This is a genomic window from Streptomyces alanosinicus (assembly GCF_014650595.1).
In the GTDB taxonomy this organism is placed as follows: domain Bacteria; phylum Actinomycetota; class Actinomycetes; order Streptomycetales; family Streptomycetaceae; genus Streptomyces; species Streptomyces alanosinicus.
Genome location: NZ_BMVG01000022.1, coordinates 61,241 through 83,532, shown reverse-complemented (window position 1 = coordinate 83,532; position 22,292 = coordinate 61,241). Strand labels below are relative to the sequence as shown.

The 22,292-nt window shown below is 72.7% G+C and carries 25 protein-coding genes, 1 pseudogene and 1 riboswitch; of the genes and pseudogenes, 12 read left to right on the top strand and 14 right to left on the bottom strand.

Going from position 1 to position 22,292, the window contains the following annotated elements; all coding sequences use genetic code 11:
• Positions 1 to 12: 12 nt before the first annotated feature.
• On the bottom strand, positions 13 to 897 hold the full coding sequence (locus IE277_RS32025) for an SDR family NAD(P)-dependent oxidoreductase (RefSeq protein ID WP_189957215.1): 885 nt from the start codon (positions 895 to 897) through the stop codon (positions 13 to 15).
• A 5-nt stretch (positions 898 to 902) separates the two neighbouring features.
• Positions 903 to 1,697 (bottom strand): acetoacetate decarboxylase family protein, encoded by a 795-nt coding sequence (locus tag IE277_RS32020; RefSeq protein ID WP_189957214.1) that lies wholly within the window; start codon positions 1,695 to 1,697, stop codon positions 903 to 905.
• A gap of 117 nt (positions 1,698 to 1,814) precedes the next feature.
• Here IE277_RS32020 and IE277_RS32015 point away from each other — a divergent pair, with 117 nt between their 5' ends.
• From IE277_RS32015 to IE277_RS31990, 6 genes are all read left to right on the top strand, one after another.
• The gene (locus tag IE277_RS32015; RefSeq protein WP_189957213.1) at positions 1,815 to 2,474 is read left to right on the top strand and encodes a TetR/AcrR family transcriptional regulator; all 660 of its coding nucleotides are present in this window, start codon (positions 1,815 to 1,817) and stop codon (positions 2,472 to 2,474) included.
• Positions 2,475 to 2,606: 132 nt separating this feature from the next.
• Entirely contained in the window at positions 2,607 to 3,599 is a 993-nt protein-coding gene (locus IE277_RS32010; RefSeq protein WP_189957212.1) for a DEDDh family exonuclease, read from the top strand.
• A 79-nt stretch (positions 3,600 to 3,678) separates the two neighbouring features.
• Positions 3,679 to 3,912 carry a metallothionein gene (locus IE277_RS32005; protein WP_189957211.1) on the top strand — a complete coding sequence of 78 codons (234 nt, stop codon included), beginning with the start codon at positions 3,679 to 3,681 and terminating at the stop codon, positions 3,910 to 3,912.
• A 49-nt stretch (positions 3,913 to 3,961) separates the two neighbouring features.
• Positions 3,962 to 4,759 (top strand): SURF1 family cytochrome oxidase biogenesis protein, encoded by a 798-nt coding sequence (locus IE277_RS32000; RefSeq protein ID WP_444544850.1) that lies wholly within the window; start codon positions 3,962 to 3,964, stop codon positions 4,757 to 4,759.
• Positions 4,760 to 4,895: 136 nt separating this feature from the next.
• A complete protein-coding gene (locus IE277_RS31995) occupies positions 4,896 to 6,680 on the top strand; it encodes a glycoside hydrolase family 15 protein (protein WP_189957209.1) in 1,785 nt (594 codons plus the stop codon).
• Between the two features lie 5 nt (positions 6,681 to 6,685).
• On the top strand, positions 6,686 to 7,441 hold the full coding sequence (locus IE277_RS31990; RefSeq protein ID WP_189957208.1) for an SDR family oxidoreductase: 756 nt from the start codon (positions 6,686 to 6,688) through the stop codon (positions 7,439 to 7,441).
• Positions 7,442 to 7,454: 13 nt separating this feature from the next.
• Here the strand turns inward: IE277_RS31990 and amaP are convergent, their stop codons facing one another.
• From amaP to IE277_RS31965, 5 genes are read right to left on the bottom strand one after another with little or no spacing between them, the layout of a single operon-like run.
• A complete protein-coding gene (amaP, locus tag IE277_RS31985) occupies positions 7,455 to 8,036 on the bottom strand; it encodes an alkaline shock response membrane anchor protein AmaP (RefSeq protein ID WP_189957207.1) in 582 nt (193 codons plus the stop codon).
• Between the two features lie 5 nt (positions 8,037 to 8,041).
• Positions 8,042 to 8,653, bottom strand: coding sequence for a DUF6286 domain-containing protein (locus IE277_RS31980; RefSeq protein ID WP_229882111.1), 612 nt, complete (start codon positions 8,651 to 8,653; stop codon positions 8,042 to 8,044).
• Complete coding sequence (locus tag IE277_RS31975; RefSeq protein WP_189957206.1) at positions 8,653 to 9,036, bottom strand: Asp23/Gls24 family envelope stress response protein; 384 nt, start codon at positions 9,034 to 9,036, stop codon at positions 8,653 to 8,655. The genes IE277_RS31980 and IE277_RS31975 overlap by 1 nt, the downstream gene beginning before the upstream one ends.
• A gap of 6 nt (positions 9,037 to 9,042) precedes the next feature.
• On the bottom strand, positions 9,043 to 9,237 hold the full coding sequence (locus IE277_RS31970) for a hypothetical protein (RefSeq protein WP_053654947.1): 195 nt from the start codon (positions 9,235 to 9,237) through the stop codon (positions 9,043 to 9,045).
• Between the two features lie 48 nt (positions 9,238 to 9,285).
• Positions 9,286 to 9,759, bottom strand: a complete 474-nt coding sequence (locus IE277_RS31965) for an Asp23/Gls24 family envelope stress response protein (RefSeq protein ID WP_189957205.1) — start codon at positions 9,757 to 9,759, stop codon at positions 9,286 to 9,288.
• A gap of 100 nt (positions 9,760 to 9,859) precedes the next feature.
• On the opposite strand from IE277_RS31965, the gene IE277_RS31960 reads away from it, so the two are divergent.
• A complete protein-coding gene (locus IE277_RS31960) occupies positions 9,860 to 10,633 on the top strand; it encodes a nucleopolyhedrovirus P10 family protein (protein WP_189957204.1) in 774 nt (257 codons plus the stop codon).
• On the opposite strand, the gene IE277_RS31955 is transcribed toward IE277_RS31960, so the two are convergent.
• From IE277_RS31955 to IE277_RS47815, 4 genes are all read right to left on the bottom strand, one after another.
• Positions 10,591 to 11,394 (bottom strand): enoyl-CoA hydratase/isomerase family protein, encoded by an 804-nt coding sequence (locus tag IE277_RS31955; protein ID WP_189957203.1) that lies wholly within the window; start codon positions 11,392 to 11,394, stop codon positions 10,591 to 10,593. The genes IE277_RS31960 and IE277_RS31955 overlap by 43 nt on opposite strands.
• A gap of 126 nt (positions 11,395 to 11,520) precedes the next feature.
• Entirely contained in the window at positions 11,521 to 11,742 is a 222-nt protein-coding gene (locus tag IE277_RS31950) for a helix-turn-helix domain-containing protein (protein WP_023551707.1), read from the bottom strand.
• A 335-nt stretch (positions 11,743 to 12,077) separates the two neighbouring features.
• Positions 12,078 to 13,676, bottom strand: coding sequence for an ABC-F family ATP-binding cassette domain-containing protein (locus IE277_RS31945; RefSeq protein ID WP_189957202.1), 1,599 nt, complete (start codon positions 13,674 to 13,676; stop codon positions 12,078 to 12,080).
• 119 nt (positions 13,677 to 13,795) lie between these two features.
• Positions 13,796 to 14,815, bottom strand: a complete 1,020-nt coding sequence (locus tag IE277_RS47815; protein WP_229882113.1) for a hypothetical protein — start codon at positions 14,813 to 14,815, stop codon at positions 13,796 to 13,798.
• Positions 14,816 to 15,083: 268 nt separating this feature from the next.
• On the opposite strand from IE277_RS47815, the pseudogene IE277_RS31935 reads away from it, so the two are divergent.
• Both IE277_RS31935 and IE277_RS31930 read left to right on the top strand, forming a co-directional pair.
• Positions 15,084 to 15,359 (top strand): annotated as a pseudogene (locus IE277_RS31935) (neutral zinc metallopeptidase); the annotation flags it as partial.
• Between the two features lie 80 nt (positions 15,360 to 15,439).
• A complete protein-coding gene (locus IE277_RS31930) occupies positions 15,440 to 15,853 on the top strand; it encodes a VOC family protein (protein WP_189957201.1) in 414 nt (137 codons plus the stop codon).
• Between the two features lie 16 nt (positions 15,854 to 15,869).
• Here IE277_RS31930 and IE277_RS31925 read toward each other — a convergent pair whose 3' ends face one another.
• The 3 genes from IE277_RS31925 to IE277_RS31915 all read right to left on the bottom strand — a co-directional run bounded on the left by IE277_RS31925 (position 15,870) and on the right by IE277_RS31915 (position 19,344).
• Positions 15,870 to 17,276 carry a hypothetical protein gene (locus IE277_RS31925; protein WP_189957200.1) on the bottom strand — a complete coding sequence of 469 codons (1,407 nt, stop codon included), beginning with the start codon at positions 17,274 to 17,276 and terminating at the stop codon, positions 15,870 to 15,872.
• Between the two features lie 149 nt (positions 17,277 to 17,425).
• Entirely contained in the window at positions 17,426 to 18,553 is a 1,128-nt protein-coding gene (locus IE277_RS31920) for an alpha/beta hydrolase (protein ID WP_189957199.1), read from the bottom strand.
• Positions 18,554 to 18,681: 128 nt separating this feature from the next.
• Positions 18,682 to 19,344: a class II aldolase/adducin family protein gene (locus IE277_RS31915; RefSeq protein ID WP_189957198.1), complete on the bottom strand. Its 663-nt coding sequence runs from the start codon at positions 19,342 to 19,344 to the stop codon at positions 18,682 to 18,684.
• A gap of 189 nt (positions 19,345 to 19,533) precedes the next feature.
• Between IE277_RS31915 and IE277_RS31910 the strand changes: the two genes are divergently transcribed.
• The 3 genes from IE277_RS31910 to IE277_RS31900 all read left to right on the top strand — a co-directional run bounded on the left by IE277_RS31910 (position 19,534) and on the right by IE277_RS31900 (position 21,953).
• Positions 19,534 to 20,289: a lysozyme gene (locus IE277_RS31910; protein ID WP_189957197.1), complete on the top strand. Its 756-nt coding sequence runs from the start codon at positions 19,534 to 19,536 to the stop codon at positions 20,287 to 20,289.
• A gap of 154 nt (positions 20,290 to 20,443) precedes the next feature.
• Positions 20,444 to 21,694, top strand: coding sequence for an inorganic phosphate transporter (locus IE277_RS31905; RefSeq protein ID WP_189957196.1), 1,251 nt, complete (start codon positions 20,444 to 20,446; stop codon positions 21,692 to 21,694).
• Positions 21,695 to 21,725: 31 nt separating this feature from the next.
• Positions 21,726 to 21,953 carry a hypothetical protein gene (locus tag IE277_RS31900; RefSeq protein WP_189957195.1) on the top strand — a complete coding sequence of 76 codons (228 nt, stop codon included), beginning with the start codon at positions 21,726 to 21,728 and terminating at the stop codon, positions 21,951 to 21,953.
• A gap of 144 nt (positions 21,954 to 22,097) precedes the next feature.
• Positions 22,098 to 22,239: riboswitch (cobalamin riboswitch) on the top strand.
• Positions 22,240 to 22,292 lie beyond the last annotated feature (53 nt).

Genomic DNA, 22,292 nt, shown 5'->3' with positions numbered 1-22,292 from the left:
TCGGTCGAGCGGTCAGTCGAGTACGAAGCTTTCGAGGTACGACGGGTTCGCCCGGCCCAGCATCGAGCGGGACCGCGCGCGGATCTGGGCGTCGCTGTGCTCGCTCGCCGGCAGCAGCCAGAAGCGGTCCTCGCGGATGCCGGCGACGACGAGGTCGGCGACCTCCTCGACGGGCGTGAAGCGGATCTCCTTGCCGGCCGCGCGCATCGCCGCCTCCCACTGGTCGAGGCTGCGGTAAGGCGTCTTGCGCGGACGCTGTTCGGCGTAGCGGGCGGGGCGGTTGCGATATGACTCCCACAGGCCGGTGCGCAGCATGTGCGGGCCCGGGAAGAGCACCGAGGCGCCCACGCGCGCGTGCTCGGCCTTCAGGTGCGCGTACAGGGATTCCGTCAGGGTGACGACGGCCGCCTTGGTGACCGCGTAGACGGAGGCGGTCGGCAGCGGTGCGATACCGCCGTCACTGGAGGATGTATTGACCACATGACCGGGTTGACCCGACGTGATCATCCTGGGCACGAACGCCTGGACACCGTGGAAGACACCCCACACATTGACGGCGAAGGCCCACTGCCAGTCGTTCGGGTCGTGCTCCCACATCCGGCCCTCGGCGCCCGAGCCGACGCCCGCGTTGTTGCACAGGACGTGCACGGCGCCGTAGGTGTCGTACGCCGCCTCGGCCAGTTCCATGACCTGGGCGCGTTCGCCGACGTCGGTCACGCGCGCGTGCACCTCGGCACCCTCGGCCCGCAGGTCCGCCGCGGCCTTGTCCAGGGCGGCCTCCTCCACATCGGCGAGGACCACCTTCAGGCCCCCGGCGGCGAACCGCCGGGCCAGCGCGAGCCCGATCCCGCTCGCCGCGCCCGTGACGACGGCGACCTGTCCGGTGTGCAGGTCCATACGGCTCAGCTCCCCTCGGGCGGCGCGTCGAGGATCTGCAGCGGATCGTCGTAACGCTGATGGATGTACGGCAGCAGGGCCTGGGCGTCGGCCCGTTCGACGACCCGGCCGCTCTGGTCGCTGGTCTTCTCGCCGATGGTGATCTCGCGCAGCCGCAGCACCGGAAGGTCGGCCACCGGGTCGTACGCCGACTCGCGCAGCATGACCTCGCCGGTGATCCGCTCCAGGCGGCGCGCCTTCTCGTGGCGCACGCAGTGCACCAGCACCGGGTCGGTGTCGAAGCCCGAACCGTCCACGGCGGGAAGGAACTTGAAGTAGAAGTCGGTCTTGCGTGAAGGCTCCGGCAAGGGCAGCTCGCCGGCCACCGTGCCGCGCACCTCGACGAACGCGATGCCGTGCCGGGACAGCACCGCGCGTACGTCCGGGCCGTCGCGCTCGACCGTCACCTCGCCGAGCTTCTTGGGCTCGCCGAAGACCTCGCGCCCGCCGGTGAGGGCGCGCTCGTGGGTCATCGGCATGACCAGCGGATACCAGCCCTCGACCGTGCCATGGGCGGCGGCGACCGCGAACGAGCCCGCGCCGAGCGGGTATCCGGGCAGGTCGACCGTGCTGATGTTCACCCGCGCGAGCGGGCTGCCGGTGGGTTTCAGGGGCGGTGGCAGCACCGCGGCGACCGCGTCCGGGTCGGTCTCCCAGACGGCCACCACCCCGGTGGACCAGATCTCGGGAAGCCGCGCGCTCGCGGCGCGGGTCGCGGCGGCCTCCCGCTCGGTCCGTGCGCCGTACCGTACGCGTGCCATACGTCGTACCGCCCTTCTTCCGGCGGACCCATTTCTGACGGGCCGTCACCTGTAACACAGTTACAGCAGTCCTCGTGCGGGGTAAAGACACGCGTACGGACCGGAGTCGGGAGGATCATGGCGAGCGGGACGAGAAGCGCGCTGACCCGGGAGGCGGTGCTGGACGCCGCCGCGGCCCTGGTGAAGCGGCACGGGCCGGACGCGCTCACCATGCGCAGGCTCGCCAAGGCGCTGGGCACCGCCGTGACCTCGATCTACTGGCATGTCGGCGGCCGGGAGGCGCTGCTCGACGCCCTCGTGGAGCGGACCATGGCCGAGCTGGGCGAGATCCGGCCGCGCGGGGGCACACCCGAGGAGCGGGTGGTCGGCGTCGCGTGCGAGCTGCGCCGGCAACTGCGCGGCCATCCGCATCTGGTGGCGCTGGTGCACGAGCGCGGGCTCACCGAGCGGATGTTCCTGCCCGCCCAGCGGGTCCTGGTGCGCGAGGCGCACGCCGCCGGCCTGCGCGGCACCCGGGCCGCCGAGTTCGTACGGGCCGTGCAGTTCCAGGTCGTCGGACATGTGCTGGTGGAGCGCAACCGCGAGCGGGCACCGGTCCAGCACCCCGGCGAGCAGGAGCTGTGGAGCGAGGAGGCCGCCGGGGACGACCCCGCGCTGGCGCGTGCGCTGGCCCTGCCGGCGGACACGGAACGGCTCTTTCTGACGGCCGTGAGCGCGCTGGTACGGTCGCTGCTGGCACCGCCCTCGTCCACCCGCCCGCCCGACCCGGTCGGCTGATGGGCACTCGGCCTGCCGCCGGGCGCAGGACGAGCACACGCGCCCGAGGTCCGAACGGCCGGACGGGTCCGCGGGGCGGCCGACGGCCCTGAAGGTCAGGACTGTCAGTCGCGGCCCGTATCCTCAGTGACCATGCTCGAAGACCGTGCGACCGCAGTGTCCTCCCCCACCCAGTGGCCGGCCGTGTATCCGAAGGGATACGCGGTCGTTGACGTGGAGACCACCGGCCTGGCCCGGGACGACCGCATCATCTCGGCGGCCGTCTACCGGCTGGACGAGCGCGGCGAGGTCGAGGACCACTGGTACACCCTGGTCAACCCGGAGCGCGATCCGGGACCCGTGTGGATACACGGTCTGACGAGCGAGGTGCTCGAAGGGGCGCCGCTCTTCGCCGACATCGCCGAGGAGTTCGCGGCCCGGCTGGACGGCCGGGTGCTGGTCGCGCACAACGCCGTCTTCGACTGGCAGATGATCGCGCGGGAGTACGCGCGCGCGAAGCGCGAGGCGCCGGTGCGTCAGCGGCTGTGCACCATCGCGCTGTCGAAGGAGCTGGCGCTGCCGCTGCCCAACTTCAAGCTGGAGTCGCTGGCGGCGCACTACGGCGTCGTACAGCAGCGGGCGCACCACGCGCTGGACGACGCGCGCGTGCTGGCGGAGGCGTTCCGGCCCAGTCTGCACGCCGCCGCCGCGGGCGGCGTACGGCTGCCGCTGCTGGAGTGCCGGCCGCTGACGGAGTGGTCGGACCGCCCGGTGCCCCGTCAGTCGTCCGGCGGATACGGCGGCTACGGCGCCTACCAGCCGAACAGCTGGCGCCCCGCCCGCAAGAAGCCCGCATGCCCCTACCCCAATCCGGGGCGCTACGAGGACGGCAAACGCCTCAAACAGGGCATGCGCGTGGCGTTCTCCGGCGACACCTCCGTCGACCGCGAGCTGCTGGAGGACCGGGCCACCGAGGCCGGTCTGCATGTGGCGTCCAGCATCTCCAGACTGACCAGCCTGCTGGTGACCAACGACCCCGACTCGGGCACGTCCAAGGTGGTCAAGGCGCGGCAGTTCGGCACGCCGGTCCTCGACGAGGCGGCGTTCGGACAGCTGCTGCGGGATGTCGAGCCGGCGGACGAGTGATCGTACGAAAGAGTGATCGGCACACGACTCACCCGGGACCCTCTCGCCCCCGCCCCGGCGACGGCTCACCCTGTGGCGCATGGCGAAATGTGAAGTTTGCGGCAATGACTACGGGATGACCTTCGAGGTCCACGCGCAGGGTGCTGTCCATGTGTTCGACTGCTTCTCCTGTGCGATCCATCGCATGGCACCCATCTGCGAGCACTGCAGGGTGCAGATCATCGGCCAGGGGGTGGAGGCCGACGACAGCTGGTACTGCGGCGCGCACTGCGCCCGGGCCGACGGAAAGACGGGAATCGTCGACCGGGTGTGACCCGGTACCCGCCTGAATGCACCCCACGGCTCGGAGGTACCGTCGTGGGGTGCATCGCTACCGCTTCCTGTTGACCCGCCAGTGGGTGATCCTCACCATCGTCGCGATCGCGCTGATCCCGACGATGATCAGGCTGGGTTTCTGGCAGAAGCACCGGTACGAGGAGCGCACCGCGCGCAACGACCTGGTGTCCTCGGCGCTGCACGCCGAACCGGTCCCGGTCGAGCGGCTGACGTCCCCGGGACACGCCGTGACCCGCACCGAGAAGTACCGCACGGTCACCGCGACCGGCACGTTCGACACCGCCAAGGAGGAAGTGGTCCGGCGCCGGACCAACTCCGACGACGAGGTCGGCTTCCATGTCCTCACCCCGTTCGCCCTCACCGACGGCAAGGTGGTGCTCGTCAACCGCGGCTGGATCCCCGCCAACGGAGTCCAGACCGCCTTCCCCAGGATCCCCGCCCCGCCGGCCGGCCGGACCACCCTCACCGGGCGGCTGATGGCCGACGAGACGACCGCGGCGAGCGGCATCAAGAACGTCAAGGGCCTCCCCGACCGGCAGATCATGCTGATCAACAGCGAGGAGGAGGCGCACCGGCTCGGCGCGCGGGTGCTCGGCGGCTATGTCGAGCAGACCGCGCCCACGGCCAGGAGCGGCTCCCCGGAGCAGATCTCCGACCCGGGCAGCGAGGATGCCCCGCTGAACTACGCGTACATGATCCAGTGGTGGCTGTTCGCCGCGGCCGTCCCGGTCGGCTGGTGGTTCCTGGTCCGCCGGGAGATCCGCGACCAGGAGGAGGCCACGGCACAGGCGAAGCCGGAAGAGGCGGAACCGGCCACCGTGTGACCACCCCGGGCGGCCTCGCCCCCGGTGCGGCTGCGCGCCGTCCGGCCCTCCGTGCGGCTCCCGGTGTCCCCTCGCGGCGTCACTCCCCCGGCGCACCACCTGATTGGCCCCGTGGCCCGCCGGGAAACCGGATCGCGTGAACGCGCGCATCGAGGACTACGCCCTCATCGGCGATGAGCAGACCGCCGCGCTGGTCGGCAGGGACGGCTCGATCGACTGGCTGTGTCTGCCCCGGTTCGACTCCGGTGCCTGCTTCGCCCGGCTGCTGGGCGACGAGGATCACGGCCACTGGCGGATCGCGCCCAAGGGAGCGCGCGTCTGCACCCGGCGCGCCTACCGGCCCGACACCCTCGTCCTCGACACCGAGTGGGACACCCACGAGGGCATGGTCCGCGTCACCGACCTGATGCCGCAGCGCGACCGCGCCCCCGACGTCGTACGCATCGTCGAGGGCGTCAGCGGCCGGGTCACCGTGCACAGCACCCTCCGGCTGCGCTTCGACTACGGCTCGATCACTCCGTGGGTGCGCCGCTCGGACGGGCACCGGGTGGCCGTCGCGGGGCCGGACTCGGTCTGGCTGCGCTCGGAGCCGGCCGTGCACACCTGGGGCGAGGACTTCAGCACCCAGTCGGAGTTCACCGTCGCCGAGGGCGAGCGGGTCGCGTTCGTGCTCACCTGGCACCCCTCGCACCAACGCCGGCCGCCGCTCACCGACCCCTACGAGGCGCTCAGCAGCAGCGTCCACGACTGGCGGCGCTGGGCGTCCCGCTGCCGCTACACCGGGCCGTACCGGGACGCGGTCGTACGGTCCCTGATCACACTCAAGGCGCTCACCTACTCCCCGACCGGCGGCATCGTCGCCGCGGCCACCACCTCGCTGCCCGAGGAACTGGGCGGCGTACGCAACTGGGACTACCGCTTCTGCTGGCTGCGCGACTCCACCCTCACCCTCGGCGCCATGCTGGCCGCGGGCTACCACAAGGAGGCCGAGGCCTGGCGTGACTGGCTGCTGCGCGCGGTCGCCGGCGACCCGGCCGACCTGCAGATCATGTACGGCCTGGGCGGCGAGCGCCGACTGCCGGAGTTTGAGCTGCCCTGGCTGCCCGGCTTCGCCGAGTCCGCGCCCGTACGGGTCGGCAACGGCGCCGTCGACCAGCTCCAGCTGGATGTGTACGGCGAGGTCATGGACTCGCTGTCGCTGGCGCGCGGCGCGGGCCTGCCCACCAAGCCGCACATGTGGGCCATCCAGCGCGCGCTGATGACGTTTCTGCAGTCGTCCTGGCGGCAGCCCGACGAGGGCCTGTGGGAGGTGCGCGGCGGCCGGCGCCAGTTCGTGCACTCGAAGGTGATGGTGTGGGTGGCCGCCGACCGCGCCGTACGGACCCTGGAGACCCACCCCGAGCTGGAGGGCGACGCGGACGGCTGGCGGGCGATGCGCGACGAGGTGCACCGGGAGGTGTGCGAGCAGGGCTACGACTCCCGGCGCCGGACCTTCACCCAGTACTACGGCTCACGCGAACTGGACGCCGCCCTGCTGCTGATCCCCCGGGTCGGTTTCCTGCCGCCGGACGACCCCCGGGTGATCGGCACGGTCGACGCGATCCGGCAGGACCTGGGGCACGGCGGCTTCGTACGCCGCTACGACACCGACGCGGTCGGCGTCGACGGCATGCCGGGCGGCGAGGGCGCCTTCCTCGCCTGCTCGTTCTGGCTCGCCGACGCCCTGCACATGACGGGCCGCAGGGACGAGGCCCGAGAACTCTTCGAGCGGCTGGTGGCGCTCACCAGCGACGTGGGGCTGCTGGCGGAGGAGTACGACCCCGAGCTGGGCCGCCAGGTGGGCAACTTCCCGCAGGCCTTCAGCCATATCGCCCTGGTGAACACCGCGCTCACGCTGTTCGGGGACGGGCAGGCAGGATAGGGGCCATGGATCTTGGACTGAAGGACCGGGTGTACGTCGTCACCGGGGCGACCCGCGGGCTGGGCAACGCAGCCGCGCGGGAACTCGTCGCCGACGGGGCGAAGGTCGTGATCAGCGGCCGGGACAAGGAGCGGGTGGCCGAGGCCGCCGCCGGACTGGGCCCGAACGCGGTCGGCGTGGCCGTGGACAACGCCGACGCCGACGCTCCCGAGCGGCTGGTCGCGGCCGCCCGTGAGCACTTCGGCGGCTTCCACGGCGTGCTGGTGAGCGTGGGCGGGCCGCCGCCCGGATTCGTCGCGGACAATACCGACGAGCAGTGGCGGGACGCCTTCGAGTCGGTGTTCCTCGGCGCGGTGCGGCTCGCGCGGGCGGCGGCGGGCGAGCTGGAGCCGGGCGGGGTCATCGGATTCGTGCTGTCGGCGTCGGTGCACGAGCCGATTCCTGGGCTGACCATCTCCAACGGGCTGCGGCCCGGTCTCGCCGGGTTCGCCAAGTCGCTCGCGGACGAGCTGGGGCCGCGCGGGATCCGGGTGCTGGGGCTGCTGCCGTCGCGCATCGACACGGATCGCGTGCGCGAGCTGGACGGGTTGTCCGCGGATCCCGAGGCGACACGGGCCGCGAACGAGTCCCGGATCCCACTGCGCAGGTACGGGGCACCGGAGGAGTTCGGCAAGGTCGCGACGTTCCTGCTGTCCCCGGCGGCTTCCTATCTGAGTGGCGTCATGCTGCCGGTGGACGGGGGTATGCGGCGCGGGTTCTAGCGGGCGGGAGTCGTCAAGTGACCCTTTCCGCACGGTGCTTGACGGCTCTCAGCCGCACCTCCGCCGGCAGGGACGTGAGGCGTGCCGACTCGCGTGCGTGGGTCAGGGCGTGGGCCGTGAACTCGCTCAGGGCCGTCGACGGGTCCACGTACGGCTCCAGTTGGAGCCAGATCCGTGCCGCGGGTGTCGTACCGCGGCCGTGCAGGAGGACCTCCGCGTGGGCCACGCCCTGCTGCAGGGCGCCGTCATGGGCGAGGGCGGACTCCAGGGCCCGGCCGCGCACCAGGGCCCGGTCGCCGTCGCCGGTGTCGACGAGGACCTCGGCCGGCCGGCGGCGGCGCAGGATCGCGGTCAGCCACCACAGGGCCAGCAGGACGGCGATCGCCAGGGTGGCGAGGACGGCCGGCCACCACCAGCCGGCGCCCCGCCACCGGGTGCGTTCGGCCTCGGTGAGCAGGACGTCGTGCGGGCCGGAGTGGATCCACCAGGAGGGCGGCGGCGCGCCCAGGCCCACGGCCAGCACCGCGCCGCCGAGCAGGAGCAGGACCAGGCCGACGAGGGCCAGCAGGACACGGTGCAGGACACCCGCGCGCATCGCCGTCACCTCTTCCGTCCGGGCCGGGTCACCCGGAGGGACAGCGCGGGCGGCCGGTCCAGGCCGAGGCCCCGGACCGTGTCCGCGAGCACGGTGTCCAGGTCGGCGCGTACGTCGTCCAGGGGACGGAAGTGCGAGACGGCGCGGACGTCGGCCCTCCGGCGGCGCATCCGCACCCGGACGGACCGGACCCCGGACACGTCGACGGCGCGGTCGCGCAGCAGCAGCGAGGCGGCTTCCCGGTCGAGTGCGGCGCGGATGTCGGGGTGCGGGCGGCGCATGGGCAGCAGGTGGCGCAGGCCGGGGGTGACCGCGAGGGCGATCAGCCACAGGCCGAGTACGGCGGCGACGGCCGCGCCGGTCAGCACCCAGGTGTCGTCCAGGGGCCGTTCGGCCAGTTGCCGGGCCAGTGCGCGGCGCCAGTGCATCGCCGGGTGACGGGCGCGTACGGCGGCGATGTCGTACAGCAGAAGGCCGGCGCCGGCCAGCAGCAGGACCGCGACGGCGGCGGCCGGGACGCGGCGCGGTGACCAGAAGCGGCCGCTGCCGCCGACGGCGGGCGGCGGCGGGGCGGGGTCCTTGTCGAGGGTCGGGGTGGTCGTCCGCGGCTCGCTCATCACGCCCTCCCGTGCGGTGCCGGGTGCAGCCGTTCGACGTGGACGGCGACCTCGGTCACCGTCATGTCCACCAACGCGCTTACCCGCTCGGCGACATGGCGACGCACGGCGGCGCAGTGGGTGCCGATGTCGCAGGGGTAGCCGAGTTCGAGATGGACGCTGACGCGGGCGGTGTCCGGGGCGGCCGTGCCGCTCGCGCGAGGGCGGGAGACGACGACCGTCGTGTGCGGGAGGGCGGCGTCGGCGGGCAGCGGCGGCAGCGCCTCACGGGCGGCCTGCGCGGCGATCTTCGCGACGACCCGGTCGGCGATCCGGGTGGCACCGCGCTCACCGGGCGGGACGAGCGCCGACGGCGGGCGCACCGCGCCGGTCTCGACGGTCACCGCCGGTCACCGCCGCCGGTCGCGCCGGTCGTCGCGGGTGCGGAAGAAGTCACCCAGTTCCAGGTCGCCCTCCGCGAACCGGCCGACGACGAACCCGATCGCGCCCAGCGCCGCCACCAGCAGAAAGGCACCGAAGCCGCCGAAGTACCCGGCGAATCCCAGCGCCATTCCGGCGATCATGCCGACCACGGCCATGCTCATACAGCACTCCTCAGCTCGTCGGGTGTGCGGTGTCGGGTCGCCGTTGCGTCACTGGATGCGCGGCGGCTCGGACTCCTCGTCCTCTTCGTCGGGCAGCTTCACATCGCTGACCGCGATGTTGACCTCGACCACTTCCAGTCCGGTCATGCGTTCCACGGCGGCGATCACGTTCTCCCGTACGGCGCGGGAGACATCGCCGATGGAGACCCCGTAGTCCACGACGATCTCCAGGTCGAGCGCGGTCTGTACCTCGCCGACCTCGGCCTTCACGCCCCGGGTCACCGACTTGGAACCGCCGGGTACCCGGTCGCGCACGGCGCCGAAGGTGCGGGCGAGGCCACTGCCCATGGCATAGACGCCGACGACGTCGCGGGCGGCGACCCCGGCGATCTTCTCCACGACACCGTCGGCAATGGTCGTCCGTCCCCGGGTCGCCGGATCACCGCCGCCGCGCCGGGTGGTCTTGCGGGTCGACACCTGAGGTTCCCCGTCGCCCTCGGGGGTCGTCGTCATGTCGGTCATCGCCGTACGTCCCTTTCGGTGGTCGTCCCCTTCGATCGTCCTCAGCCCACCGTATGCAAGGTTCCCCGGCCGCGCGCCGGTGATACGGCAGGCTGGTGGAATGACGGCGGACCGGTGGACAGAGTCAGTACGGCGCCAGGTGGGGCTGGGCCGGCTGCTGCCGCTCGGCGGGCCGCGCGACGGCGCGTGGATCGCCGAGGGCGCGGCGGCGGCGGAACTGGCACGTGCGGCGGCGATCGGGGTGCCGGGGGTGCGGCTGGGCGCGCTGCGGCTCTCGCTCGCCGCGGCGGAAGAGGCGTACGAGCCCCTCGTACCGGCTCCGCCGAGCGCGCTGCCGCCGGGCGCGCTGCGGCTGACGGCGGACTTCGTCGCGACGGCGGCCGAACCGCTGCCCACGGTGGCGTCCCGGCTGCGGCGCACGCTGGCGACGGCCGCAACGCAGCTGCTCGGGCTCGTGGTGTCCGAGGTGGACCTGCGGGTGACCGACCTGCTGGACACGGCGGAGCCGCCGGTGGAGGTCCGCGCACCACGGCCGGTGCCCGCGGGCGGGCCGGCCGGTGCGGACGAGGCGCGCGTGGCCGCGGCCGCCCTCGCCGTCCCCGGCGTGACCGGGCTGACGGCCTGCCTCGGCGGCCGTGGCCCCGGCGTGCACCTGGAAGAACGTACGACCGACGCGGCCTTGCCGCACCGGCATGTGCGCGTGGAGCTGGCGACGGCCGCGGACCACCGGACCATCGAGGTGGCCCGCCAGGTCCGCGCGGCCGTACGGGATGCGCTTCAGGACGGGCCGACGGTGGCGGTGCTGGTGACCGCGATCGTCCGGCGCGGGGGTTACTCGCCGAGCCCGGCCAGTTCCCGGAGCCGCCGGGCCTGAGCAGCCCGCTCGGCCGCGCGCTGCTCGTCGTACGTACGGTCCACCGCGCCCCGCAGCAACGCCTTGGTCTCCACGACGGCGTCCCGCGGCGCGGCCACCAGGGCCGCGGCCAAGTCCCCGGCCGCCGCGTCGAGTTCGGCCGCCGGCACGGCGACGTTGGCCAGTCCGCTCGCCACGGATTCCGCCGCGCCGACGAACCGTCCGGTGGCGCAGATCTCCAGGGCGCGGGCATAGCCGACGAGACCGACCAGCGGGTGCGTGCCGGTCAGGTCGGGTACGAGGCCGAGGCTGGTCTCGCGCATGGCGAACTGCACGTCGTCCGCGACGACCCGCAGATCGCACGCGAGTGCCAGCTGGAAGCCGGCCCCGATGGCGTGCCCCTGCACGGCGGCGATGGACACGATGTCGTTCCGCCGCCACCAGGTGAACGCCTCCTGGAACTCGGCGATGCTCGCGTCGAGCCCGGCGTCGTCACGGCGCGCGAGATCGATGAAGGTCGGCTCGCCCGCGATCCCCTCCGGGGTGAACATCTGCCGGTCCAGCCCGGCGGAGAAGGACTTGCCCTCGCCGCGCAGCACGACGACACGGACGGAGCCCGGCAGCAGCCGCCCGGCCTCGGTGAGCGCCCGCCACAGGGCGGGGCTCTGCGCGTTGCGCTTGGCCGGGTTGGCCAGCGTCACCGTGGCGAGCGCGTCGTCGACGGTGAGCCGTACGCCGTCCGTGTCGAGTACAGGAGCGAGGTCCTGGTCGGGCGAAGCCATGGGGCGCCTCCGATGGGTGCGGTCATCCGGGCATGCAGCGCATGCTTAAGTGACTGCACAGTAACCACCCGGCCGATCAGATCGCCGACCGGGTGGCCACCATCGAAGTCGATGGACCGCCCGGCGTCAGACCGAGGCGGCCTTCTTGCCCCGGGTCGCTCCGCCACGCCCACGCAGGACGACACCCGACTCGGTGAGCATCCGGTGCACAAAGCCATACGAGCGGCCGGTCTCCTCGGCCAGCGCCCGGATGCTCGCACCGGAGTCGTACTTCTTCTTCAGGTCTGCCGCGAGCTTGTCGCGCGCGGCGCCGGTCACCCGGCTGCCCTTCTTCAGAGTCTCGGCCACCCGTGCCTCCTCATGGGAAGTGCGCTCTGGTCTCCTCATGATCACCCCTCTTCGGCGTGATGGCCACCCATTCGGCAAGGTCCGTGAGACATCGTTGTGACGACAGGAGTGGATCCCCACAATCGGAATGAGGAATTCCAACGAGTGATCTCCACGGGGCCGTCCGGGTGGATCCGCGAAGTGCCAGGTCAGCGACGCGAAACGGCCGACCCCTTGGCACGCAAGGGATCGGCCGGAAAATTCGTGTACGACACACCCCGGTACGAGGAGATCTCACACAGATGATGGATCACGGATGAGCCGAATGATCCATACGCAGTGGATCAAACCTTCGATCACGCCAGGGCGACGAGATCCGCGTAGTCGGCGCCCCACAGGTCCTCGACGCCGTCCGGCAGCAGGATGATCCGCTCGGGCTGGAGCGCCTCGACGGCACCCTCGTCGTGGGTGACGAGGACGACCGCGCCCTTGTAGGTGCGCAGCGCGCCGAGGATCTCCTCGCGGCTCGCGGGGTCGAGGTTGTTGGTCGGCTCGTCGAGCAGGAGCACGTTCGCCGAGGAGACGACCAGGGTGGCCAGTGCGAGCCGGGTCTTCTCGCCACCGGAGAGGACACCGGCGGGCTTGTCGACGTCGTCGCCGGAGAACAGGAACGAGCCCAGCACCTTGCGGACCTCGACCAGGTCCAGGTCCGGGGCGGACGAGCGCATGTTCTCCAGGACGGTGCGCTCGGGGTCGAGGGTCTCGTGCTCCTGGGCGTAGTAGCCGAGCTTGAGGCCGTGACCGGGGACGACCTCGCCGGTGTCGGGCGTCTCGACCCCGCCGAGCAGACGCAGCAGGGTCGTCTTGCCGGCGCCGTTGAGGCCGAGGATGACGACCCGGGAGCCCTTGTCGATGGCGAGGTCGACGTCGGTGAAGATCTCCAGCGATCCGTAGGACTTCGACAGGCCCTCGGCCATCAGCGGGGTCTTGCCGCAGGGCGCGGGCTCCGGGAAGCGGAGCCTTGCGACCTTGTCGGACTGGCGGACGGCGTCCAGACCGGAGAGCAGCTTGTCGGCGCGGCGGGCCATGTTCTGCGCGGCGACCGTCTTGGTGGCCTTGGCGCGCATCTTGTCGGCCTGCGCGTTGAGGGCGGCGGCCTTCTTCTCGGCGTTGGCGCGCTCCCGCTTGCGGCGCTTCTCGTCGGCCTCGCGCTGCTGCTGGTAGAGCTTCCAGCCCATGTTGTAGACGTCGATCTGGGCGCGGTTGGCGTCCAGGTAGAACACCTTGTTGACCACCGTCTCGACCAGGTCGACGTCGTGGGAGATCACGATGAAGCCGCCGCGGTAGGTCTTCAGGTAGTCCCGCAGCCAGATGATCGAGTCCGCGTCGAGGTGGTTGGTGGGCTCGTCGAGGAGCAGGGTGTCCGCGTCGGAGAAGAGGATGCGGGCCAGCTCGATACGGCGGCGCTGACCGCCGGAGAGCGTGTGCAGGGGCTGGCCGAGGACGCGGTCGGGCAGGTTCAGCGCGGCGGCGATGGTGGCGGCCTCGGCCTCGGCGGCGTACCCGCCCTTGGTGAGGAACTCGGTCTCCTGGCGCTCGTACTGCTTGAGGGCCTTCTCGCGGGTGGCGCCCTGGCCGTTGGCGATGCGCTGCTCGTTCTCGCGCATCTTGCGCAGCAGTACGTCGAGGCCGCGCGCGGAGAGGATCCGGTCCCGGGCGAGGACGTCCAGATCGCCGGTGCGGGGGTCCTGCGGGAGATAGCCGACCTCGCCGGAGCGGGCGATCTGGCCGGCGGCGGGGATGCCCTCTCCGGCCAGGCACTTGGTGAGCGTGGTCTTGCCGGCGCCGTTGCGCCCGACGAGGCCGATGCGGTCGCCCTTGGCGACACGGAAGGTGGCGTTCTCGATGAGGATGCGGGCACCGGCGCGCAGCTCGATACCGGAGGCGGAGATCACGGACAGACTCCAGGGCGTACAGAGGTTGACGGGTGGACGGCTGAGGACGTTCCCGCCGTCTAATGCGCGAGGAGAATGGCCATGCGATGAAGTCTAACGGGGGTGTGCAAGCGGTTTTTCTACGCCCGCACGTTCGGCCCGTGCCCGGGAAGATCGTTGCCGAGGGGCGTGCGGTCCGGGGTGATCCGCCCGAGGTCGTCCAGCGCCACCAGCTGCCCCGTCCAGGCGCCCCGCGCGCACGGCTGGGCGATCAGCAGGGCCGCGCCGCGCCGTACGGCGCCCTCGGGGCGGAAGGCGCAGCTCGGGCCGGCGGGCAGCAGCCAGCGCAGATCGCCGTCCGCCATGCGGTAGGCGGTGACCCGGGGCGGGGCGACGACTGCGAGCATGCCGTGCCCCAGGGAGCGCAGGACGCCGGTGCCGCCGTGTGAGGGGAGCCACTCGGCCGCGTCGGGCAGGGCCCGGTGCCATCGGACCGACCGGCCGTCGGTGTCGGTGAGCAGCCCGTCGTCCCAGAGAGCGATCACCTCGGGGCGCACGGCCAGCACGGCCACCGGACGGTGCCCCACGCGCGCGTACCGCCAGCGCGGCACACCGGTGCGGGTGTCCGCGCCGACCACGGCGGCGCCGCGCGCCCGTGCCACCCACGCTCCGGAACCCGCCTGCCGCTCCACGCGCGCGTGGGACACGAGCCGGTCCCCGTACGGGACGACGGGTCGCGCCTGGTGCGCCAGGCCGAGCAGCACGACGGCGAGGAGAACGCCCGCGAGGACACGGAGGTCGCAGGGCGCGCGGAGAACGCGCGGTACGCGCGCGTCGCGGCCGTGGGCGGTGGTGGGGTCCGCGGTGGTGAGGTCCGGGATGTGCGGGGTGGGGGCGGGGGTGGCGCGTCGGGGGCGGCGCAGGGCGTGGGGCGGCGGATCGCCGGGACCGGTGTACGGCGCTCGGGCCGAGGCGGCCGGCGCGGGCGGCGCGGGCGGCGCGGGCGGCCCGGCCGGCGCGGGGACGCGTGAGCCGGTGGGGGTCTGGGCGGCGGGGGCCGGGGGCGGCGGGGTCGCCGAGGTGTCGTGGGGCGGGCCCGCTGTCAGGAGGTGCGCTGCGGGGGTGGGGGTGGTGTGCCTGGTGGGTGGTGGGGTGGCCACCTGCGCCCCTTCCGTGTCCGCGGCCGCGGGTCGGGGTGTCCTCGGCCGCGGATCAGGCGCCGAGCGTAGTGGCGGGTAGCGGACGGGGCGGGGTGCCGGGGCGGGGGTGCGCGGGAAGTCGCCCGTTCGGGTGTTCGTCCACGGGTATGGCGGCGCGGCGGGTAAGGATGCCGCCAGGCTTCGGGCGACGGACGTTGCGGCGCGGGCGGAGGGCGGAGGGCACGTGCAGTTCGACGACGACGCGGACCTGGACACCTCCGAGGTGCAGGACCCGGGCTTCTTCGACGAGCTGCGCTCGAAGTTCGGCTCCGCCGGCGGCCCCTTCGCGCAGGCGTACGTGATCGCGCACGAGTACGGCCATCATGTGCAGGACCTGCTGGGGCTGGACGCCGCGGCGGCCGTGGACGACGACCGGATCCAGGAGCGGTTCCGGGGCCGGGTGACTCCGGAGACCTGGACGCACGGGTCGGCACGGCAGCGGCAGCGGTGGTTCCGGCGGGGCTTCGAGACCGGCGGCATGTTGCAGTGCGACACATTCCGCTGAGGCGTTGTCAGTGGCGGCTGCAACACTGAACGGGACGCCACAGAACCGGCGTACGAAGGCGTACGAAGGAGTGATCGGCAATGACAGGCACGGGTGGCGGACGGCCGAGCATCTATCCCTCGCTGCTGTACGCGGACGCGAAGGCGGCGATCAAACAGCTGACGGAGGCCCTCGGTTTCACCGAGCTTTCGGTGTACGAGACGGAGGACGGCAAGGTGATGCACGCCGAGCTGACCCAGGGCAACGGCGCGGTGATGATCGGTTCCAAGGGCCGCGGCGGCCGCTTCGACGCGGCGATGAAGGACTCCGGTCCCACCGGGGTGTACGTCGTCGTGGACGACGTGGACGCCCACCACCAGCGGGCCCTGGAGCACGGCGTGGAGATCCTGATGCCCCCGACGGACCAGGACTACGGCTCGCGGGACTACATGGCCCGCGACGCCGAGGGCAACATCTGGAGCTTCGGGACGTACGCCCCGGAGATCGGCGTCTGAGCGGCCCCCACGCCGTTCACCCCCCGGTGTGCACCTGGAAGGCGGCCCGGCGCACGGCCTTGGCCAGGGCCGGGTCGGGGTGCGCGGCGGCGAGCGCGACCAGCACCTGCACGGTGCGCGGATGACCGACGGCGCGGACCTCGTCGAGCAGCTGGGGGACCGTGGGCTGCAGCGCGGACTCCAGATGCCGGACCAGCATCGGCGCCTCCCCGTGGTCGGCGACGGCGGCCGCGGTGTCCACCCACAGCCAGGTCGCCTCGTCACGGGTGAGGACCTCGTGGGCGTCCTCCGGGTCGACCCCGTCGTGCTCGGCGAGCCACAGCAGGGCGTACGGCCGCAGGGCGGGCTCGTCCACGACGGCGCGTACGTCCGGTTCCGCGGGGGCGCCGACGACACGCAGGGCCTCGAAGGCCAGGCCGCGCAGCAGGGCGTCCTCGCCGCGCGCGCCGTGGATCAGCTCGGTGACGGCGTTGCCGACGGGGCGGGCGGCGAGCCAGGCGCGGTACTCGGCGCGGGCGGCGTTGGGGCGCAGCTGGGCGCAGCCGCGGAGCATGTCCTCGGCGGACTGCTCGATGTTGCCGGCCGGGCTCTGCGCGGCCACGCAGATCTGCTCCAGCTTGACCCACACCGCCCAGCTGCCGAGCGGGGTGAGGGTGGCCTGGCCGCCGCCGTAGGTCAGCGCGCCGACGAAGACGAGGGCCTTGAGCGCCCAGTCGAGGAGCGGGGCGAGCAGGCTGTCGTCGGCGGGTTCGAAGTCGGTCTCGGCGGGCGGCAGGGCGGCCGGCTCGTAGGGGACCTCGCAGCGCTCGGTGCGCAGTTCGGTGACCCGCTGCTGGAGCAGGTCGAGCAGCTGCTCGACCGGGACGGGACCGGCGGACAGCTGGAGGAAGGAGAGCACCTGGGGCATGGCCGAGACGACCTCGGCGACGGCGGCCGGCTCATGCTCCTCGGGTTCCGGGGACGCCAGCGACCAGGCGTCGAACAGGGCGACCCAGCCGCGCAGCACGGCGCTGTCGTCGCGGTCCCAGGCGCGCAGCCGCCAGCCGGGGCGCGCGCTGTCGCCGTGCACCTCGACGAGTCCGGACAGGCGCGCGATGTCCCAGTCGGCGCGGACCTCGGCGGTGCTCAGGCCCAGGTCGGCGGCGGCCCGTTCGGCGGTGGCGGCGGAGAGGGTGGCCTTGCCGTCGGCGGTGGCGCCGTCGCTGCCGGGGCCGAGCGCGGTGTCGGCCCAGCGGGCGACGCGGACCGGGCCGCCCAGTCCGGTGCGGGCCATTCTGGCCAGTTCCGCGGGGGCGGGGGTGCCCTCCGGCGGCCGGGGTGCGGGGCGCCGTGGGCGCCGCTGGTTCACAGCTCTGGGGGCGGCGGCCAGGGGTCGCGGTCGGACGAGTCGGAGCCTGGAGTCGCGCGGGATACGGGACGTCACGGGTGCAGTCTTCCGGTTGGCGGTCCGAAAACCCAAACGGAATGTCACGGCGGGCGACGGGACTGGCCAAGGCACGGGGGCCGACGCCGGGTGGGGAGGCATGATCAGGCCAGTCGTACGGCGTTAAACGGAATGTCCGGCACCGGCGATCACACCAGCGGGGTCAGGAAACGGCGCAGCCGCTCCTCGTACTCCGCGGGAGCGGCGTTCCACATCGCCGCGTGCGGGGCCTGCGGCACGGAGTGCAGGGCGATCAGGTCGGGGCGGCGGGCGGCGAGGCGGCGGGAGAGGTCCCAGGGGGCCACCTGGTCGTCGGGGCCGTGGAAGATCAGGGTCGGTACGGCGAGCCGGTCGGGGTCGGTGATCTCGGCGAACCCGTCGGCGTGCAGACCGGCCCGGCCCTGTGCGGCCCGTACGGCGAGCGGCAGCAGCGGCGGCGGGGTGTGGCGGGCGCGGGCGAGGGCGCGCAGGGTGACCTCCCAGCTGAGCACCGGCGAGTCCAGGACCAGTCCGGCGATGCGCTCGCGCACCGGGGAGCGCTCGGCGGCGCGCAGCGCCATGGTGGCGCCGGTGGACCAGCCGAGCAGGACGACCCGGCGGGCGCCGTAGCGGACGGCGTAGCGGATCGCCGCGTCCAGGTCGCGCCACTCGGTCTCGCCGAGGTGGTTCAGTCCGTCCGGCGGGCGCGGGGCGCCGAGGTCGCCCCGGTAGGCGAGCGCGAGGACCGGCACTTTGCGGGCGTGCAGCCGGCTCATGAGGTTCATGGCCTGTTCGCGGGTGGTGCCGAGGCCGTGCACGGCGATCACCCAGGTGTCCCGGGCGCCGGGCACGAACCAGGCGGGCAGTTCGCCGAGTTCGCCGGGCACGTCGATGTCGGCGTGGTCGAGGCCGAGGGCGGTGCGGGGGTTGCCGACGTACAGGTTCGGGGTGAGCCACACCGTGTCGCCGGAGGTGAGCGTGCCGTGCGTGACGCGTTCCAGGCGTCGTACGACGGTGTCGGCCGCGTGCCGGGCCGCCTCCAGGACCGGTCCGACGACCGCGTGGGTGCCGTCGCCGGCCAGCCCGTAGGTGCCGGGGCGCAGCGAGGCCAGGTCGCGGGTGAGCGTGATCTGGCCGGCGGCCGTGCCGTGCACGGTGAGGCGGGGTTCGGTGGGCAGCGGGCGGCCGGCGGGCGCCTTCAGCGCGGCGTCGCTGGCGAACCGGCCGGCGGCGACGGACGCGATGCCTGCGGCGAGGACCGCGGTGACTGCGGTGGCGGTCGCTTTTACGGTGCCCACGGCTCCAGTGTCGTGGGGGTTGCCGTCACCGGCCAGCCGGAAGTCGGCGGAGCCGGAGCGCGGTGGTCATGCGTGGTGGTCATGCGCGGTGGTCATGCGCGGTGGTCATGCGCGGTGGTCATGCGTGGTCATGCGCGTTGGCCGTACCCCTTCAAGCGTTCCCCCGCCTCCGCCAGTTGCTCCTGCGTGAGCAGGGAGGGGGACAGGCCCGGCACGGAGGACGCCGTGAGCCACAGGCGGCACATCCATTCCAGCTGGGCGGTGCGGTCGTAGGCCTCGGCGAGGGTCGTGCCGTAGGTGATCGTGCCGTGGTTGCGCAGAAGGCAGCCGGAGCGGTCGGCCAGGGCGCGGAGCATGTGCTCGGCCAGTTCGTCGGTGCCGTAGGTGGCGTAGGGGGCGACGCGGACGGGGCCGCCGAGGGCGGCCGCCATGTAGTGGACGAGTGGAAGCTCGGGGACGAGCGTGGAGACGGCCGTGGCGTGCACGGCGTGGGTGTGGACGATCGCCCGGGCGTCGGTGGTGCGGTAGACCGCGAGGTGCATGGGCAGTTCGCTGGTCGGCGCGAGCGTGCCGAGCACCTGGCGTCCGCTGAGGTCGACGCCGGTGAGGTCGTCCGGGCCGAGCCGGTCGTACGGCACACCCGAGGGGGTGACCAGCACGAGGTCCCCGACGCGCGCCGAGACATTGCCCGAGGTGCCGACCACCAGCCCTTCGGTTACCGTCCGCCGTGCCGTGGCGACCAGTTCCGCCCAGAGGTGTGCCCGTTCCTCGTCCTGTCGCTGCTCAGCCATGCCGCGATCCTGCCAGCCGAGCCCGTCGGCCGGGACGGGGCGGGCTCTTCCGGCCGGAAGAGCGTACCCCCGAAAGGCGGAAGTCGGGGTGAATCGCCGCGAATGGGCGCCGATTCAGATGATCGCCAGGCCTTCAATGGTCCCCCTTGCCCGCCGGACGATCTTCCGTCCGCCGACCCGGGGAGACACATGGCCCGTGAACGCACTCGTCTCCGTCGCCGCGCCGGCTTCCTCGTGGCGGCCACGGCTGCGCTCGCCCTCACGAGCACCACGACCGCGATGGCCGGAGCTCCGGCACTGGTCGTGGGCAAGCCCCGCGGCCACGACGTCTCGTCGCACCAGAAGCGCGTCGGCTGGCCGGCGTCCCGGTCCAAGGGCGCGCGGTTCGTCTACGTCAAGGCGACCGAGTCCACGACCTACCGCAACCCCTACTTCGCCCAGCAGTACAACGGCGCGCACAAGGAGGGCCTGGTCCGGGGCGCCTACCACTTCGCCCTGCCGGACCGGTCCTCCGGTGCCAAGCAGGCCGCGTACTTCGTGCGGCACGGCGGCGGCTGGCGGGCGGACGGCTGGACGCTGCCGCCGGCGCTCGACATCGAGTACAACCCGTACAGCAAGAAGCACAAGTGCTACGGGCTGAGCAAGAAACGCATGGTCCGCTGGATCCGGTCCTTCAGCGACGAGGTCAAGCGCGGGACCGGCCGCCGCCCGGTGATCTACACGACGACCCAGTGGTGGAAGCTGTGCACCGGCAACAGCCGTGCGTTCTCGAAGAGCAATCCGCTGTGGATCGCCCGGCACGGCACCAAGAAGCCGGGGACGCTGCCCGGCGGGTGGCACTACTGGACGTTCTGGCAGTACCAGTCCGAGGGCCCGCTGCCGGGTGACCAGGATCTCTTCAACGGGTCCGCGAGCCGGCTGCGGGTCTTCGCGCGTAGCCGGTAGCCAAGGGGCGCTTGGGACGGCGGTGCCGAACCGGAGCGAAACGGAACATCAACCCCCCTCCCCAGACACCCCCACGCCCGCCCCAGTTCACCTTCTGTTCATCCAGGTTGCCTACGTTCGTCCAGCCAATGACCTCGAAAGATTGCCTGGGTAAATGGAAAGCTTCTCGCTGATCCTCGCGATTGTGGTCGTCACCGCACTCGCGTTTGATTTCACGAACGGTTTCCACGACACCGCCAACGCAATGGCCACCACGATCTCGACAGGCGCTCTGAAGCCCAAGATCGCCGTGGCCATGTCCGCCGCCCTCAATCTGGTGGGCGCCTTCCTCTCCGTGGAGGTCGCCAACACCATCTCCAAAGGTCTCGTCGACGAGTCCGGCATCCGCCCCGAGGTCATCTTCGCGGCCCTGGTCGGCGCGATCCTCTGGAACCTGGTGACCTGGCTGGTGGGCCTGCCGTCCAGTTCCTCGCACGCCCTGATGGGCGGTCTGATCGGCGCCACCGTCGCCTCCGCCGGCTTCGGCGCCGTGCACGGTGACGTCCTCGTCACCAAGGTGCTCCTCCCGGCGGTCGCCGCGCCGGTCGTGGCGGGCCTCGCGTCGATGCTGGCCACCCGCTTCTCCTACGGCATCGGCGGCAAGGCCGAGGGCGAGGCCACCCGCAAGGGGTACCGGGCCGGGCAGATCGCCTCCGCCGGACTGGTCTCCCTCGCCCACGGCACCAACGACGCCCAGAAGACGATGGGCATCATCACCCTCGCGCTGATCGCGGGCGGCGCCATCTCCCCCGGCTCCAACCCGCCGGTCTGGGTCATCCTCTCCGCCGGTCTGGCCATCGCGCTCGGCACCTACATCGGCGGCTGGCGCATCATCCGCACCATGGGCACGGGCCTGACCGACCTGGAGCCGCGCCAGGGCTTCGCCGCCCAGACCAGCGCCGCGACCGCCATCCTGGCCTCCTCGCACCTGGGCTTCTCCCTCTCCACCACGCACGTCGTCTCCGGCTCGGTGATGGGCGCGGGCCTCGGCCGCAAGGGCGGCGTGGTCCGCTGGTCCACCGCGACCCGGATGGCCGTCGCCTGGGTGCTCACCCTGCCGGCCGCCGCACTGGTCGGCGCGGGCGCCGAGTCCGTCACGGATCTCGGTGACGGGGGCACCGCCGTGGTCGCCGTCTTCCTGATCGCCGCCAGCGCCACGATCTGGAAGATCTCCCGCCGTGAGGTCGTCGACCACACCAACGTCGTCGCCGACACCGCGGAGCCGGCCGGCGTGGTCACCACCGCCATCGCCGCGGTGACCCCGCCCCCGGCGGGCACGGTCACCGAGAACCTGACGGCCACGATCGCCTCCCCGGCCGCCGCCGAACCCGCGCCCCAGGCCGCCCCGCCGGCCGCCACCGTCTGACCCCGGCCACCCGGTTACCGAAGGAAGCATCATGAAGATCGACTGGGCAGCCATCGGCTCCGTCTTCGGCGTCAGCCTCGTGTTCACCGTCGCCCTGGTGGCCCTGTTCACCCTCGGCGTGGGCGGTCTGGCCCGACGCGAGAAGGCGGCCGCACAGGGCGGCTCCGCCGGCCTCGCCGTCACCGGTGCCTACCTCTGCTTCGCCACCTGCGCGGCGGCGGTGGCGTACGGCATCTTCCTGATCGTCGCCAAGGCCTGACGGACCGCCACGCGCCGAGCACCGCGAAAGGCTCCTCTCCGCAAGCCCGCGGAGGGGAGCCTTTGCCGTGCCCGCGGGCCGCGGACACCCCGCGATGTGGGGATCGGCACACTCTCCCCCCGCAGGTCAACGGCAAGTTGACGGCCGTTCCGGGCGCGTGGTGGACTGCCCCCGCCATGTACGGCGGCAGCAGAGGAAGCCGGTGCGAATCCGGCGCGGTCCCGCCACTGTCACCGGGGAAGAACCCCCGGGAGCCAGGAACTCTCGCCGCCGCGTCTCGTCGAACCAGGGCGCGGACACCCTGAGTGAGGACACCGATCGCCATGCCCGGCTGCCGAA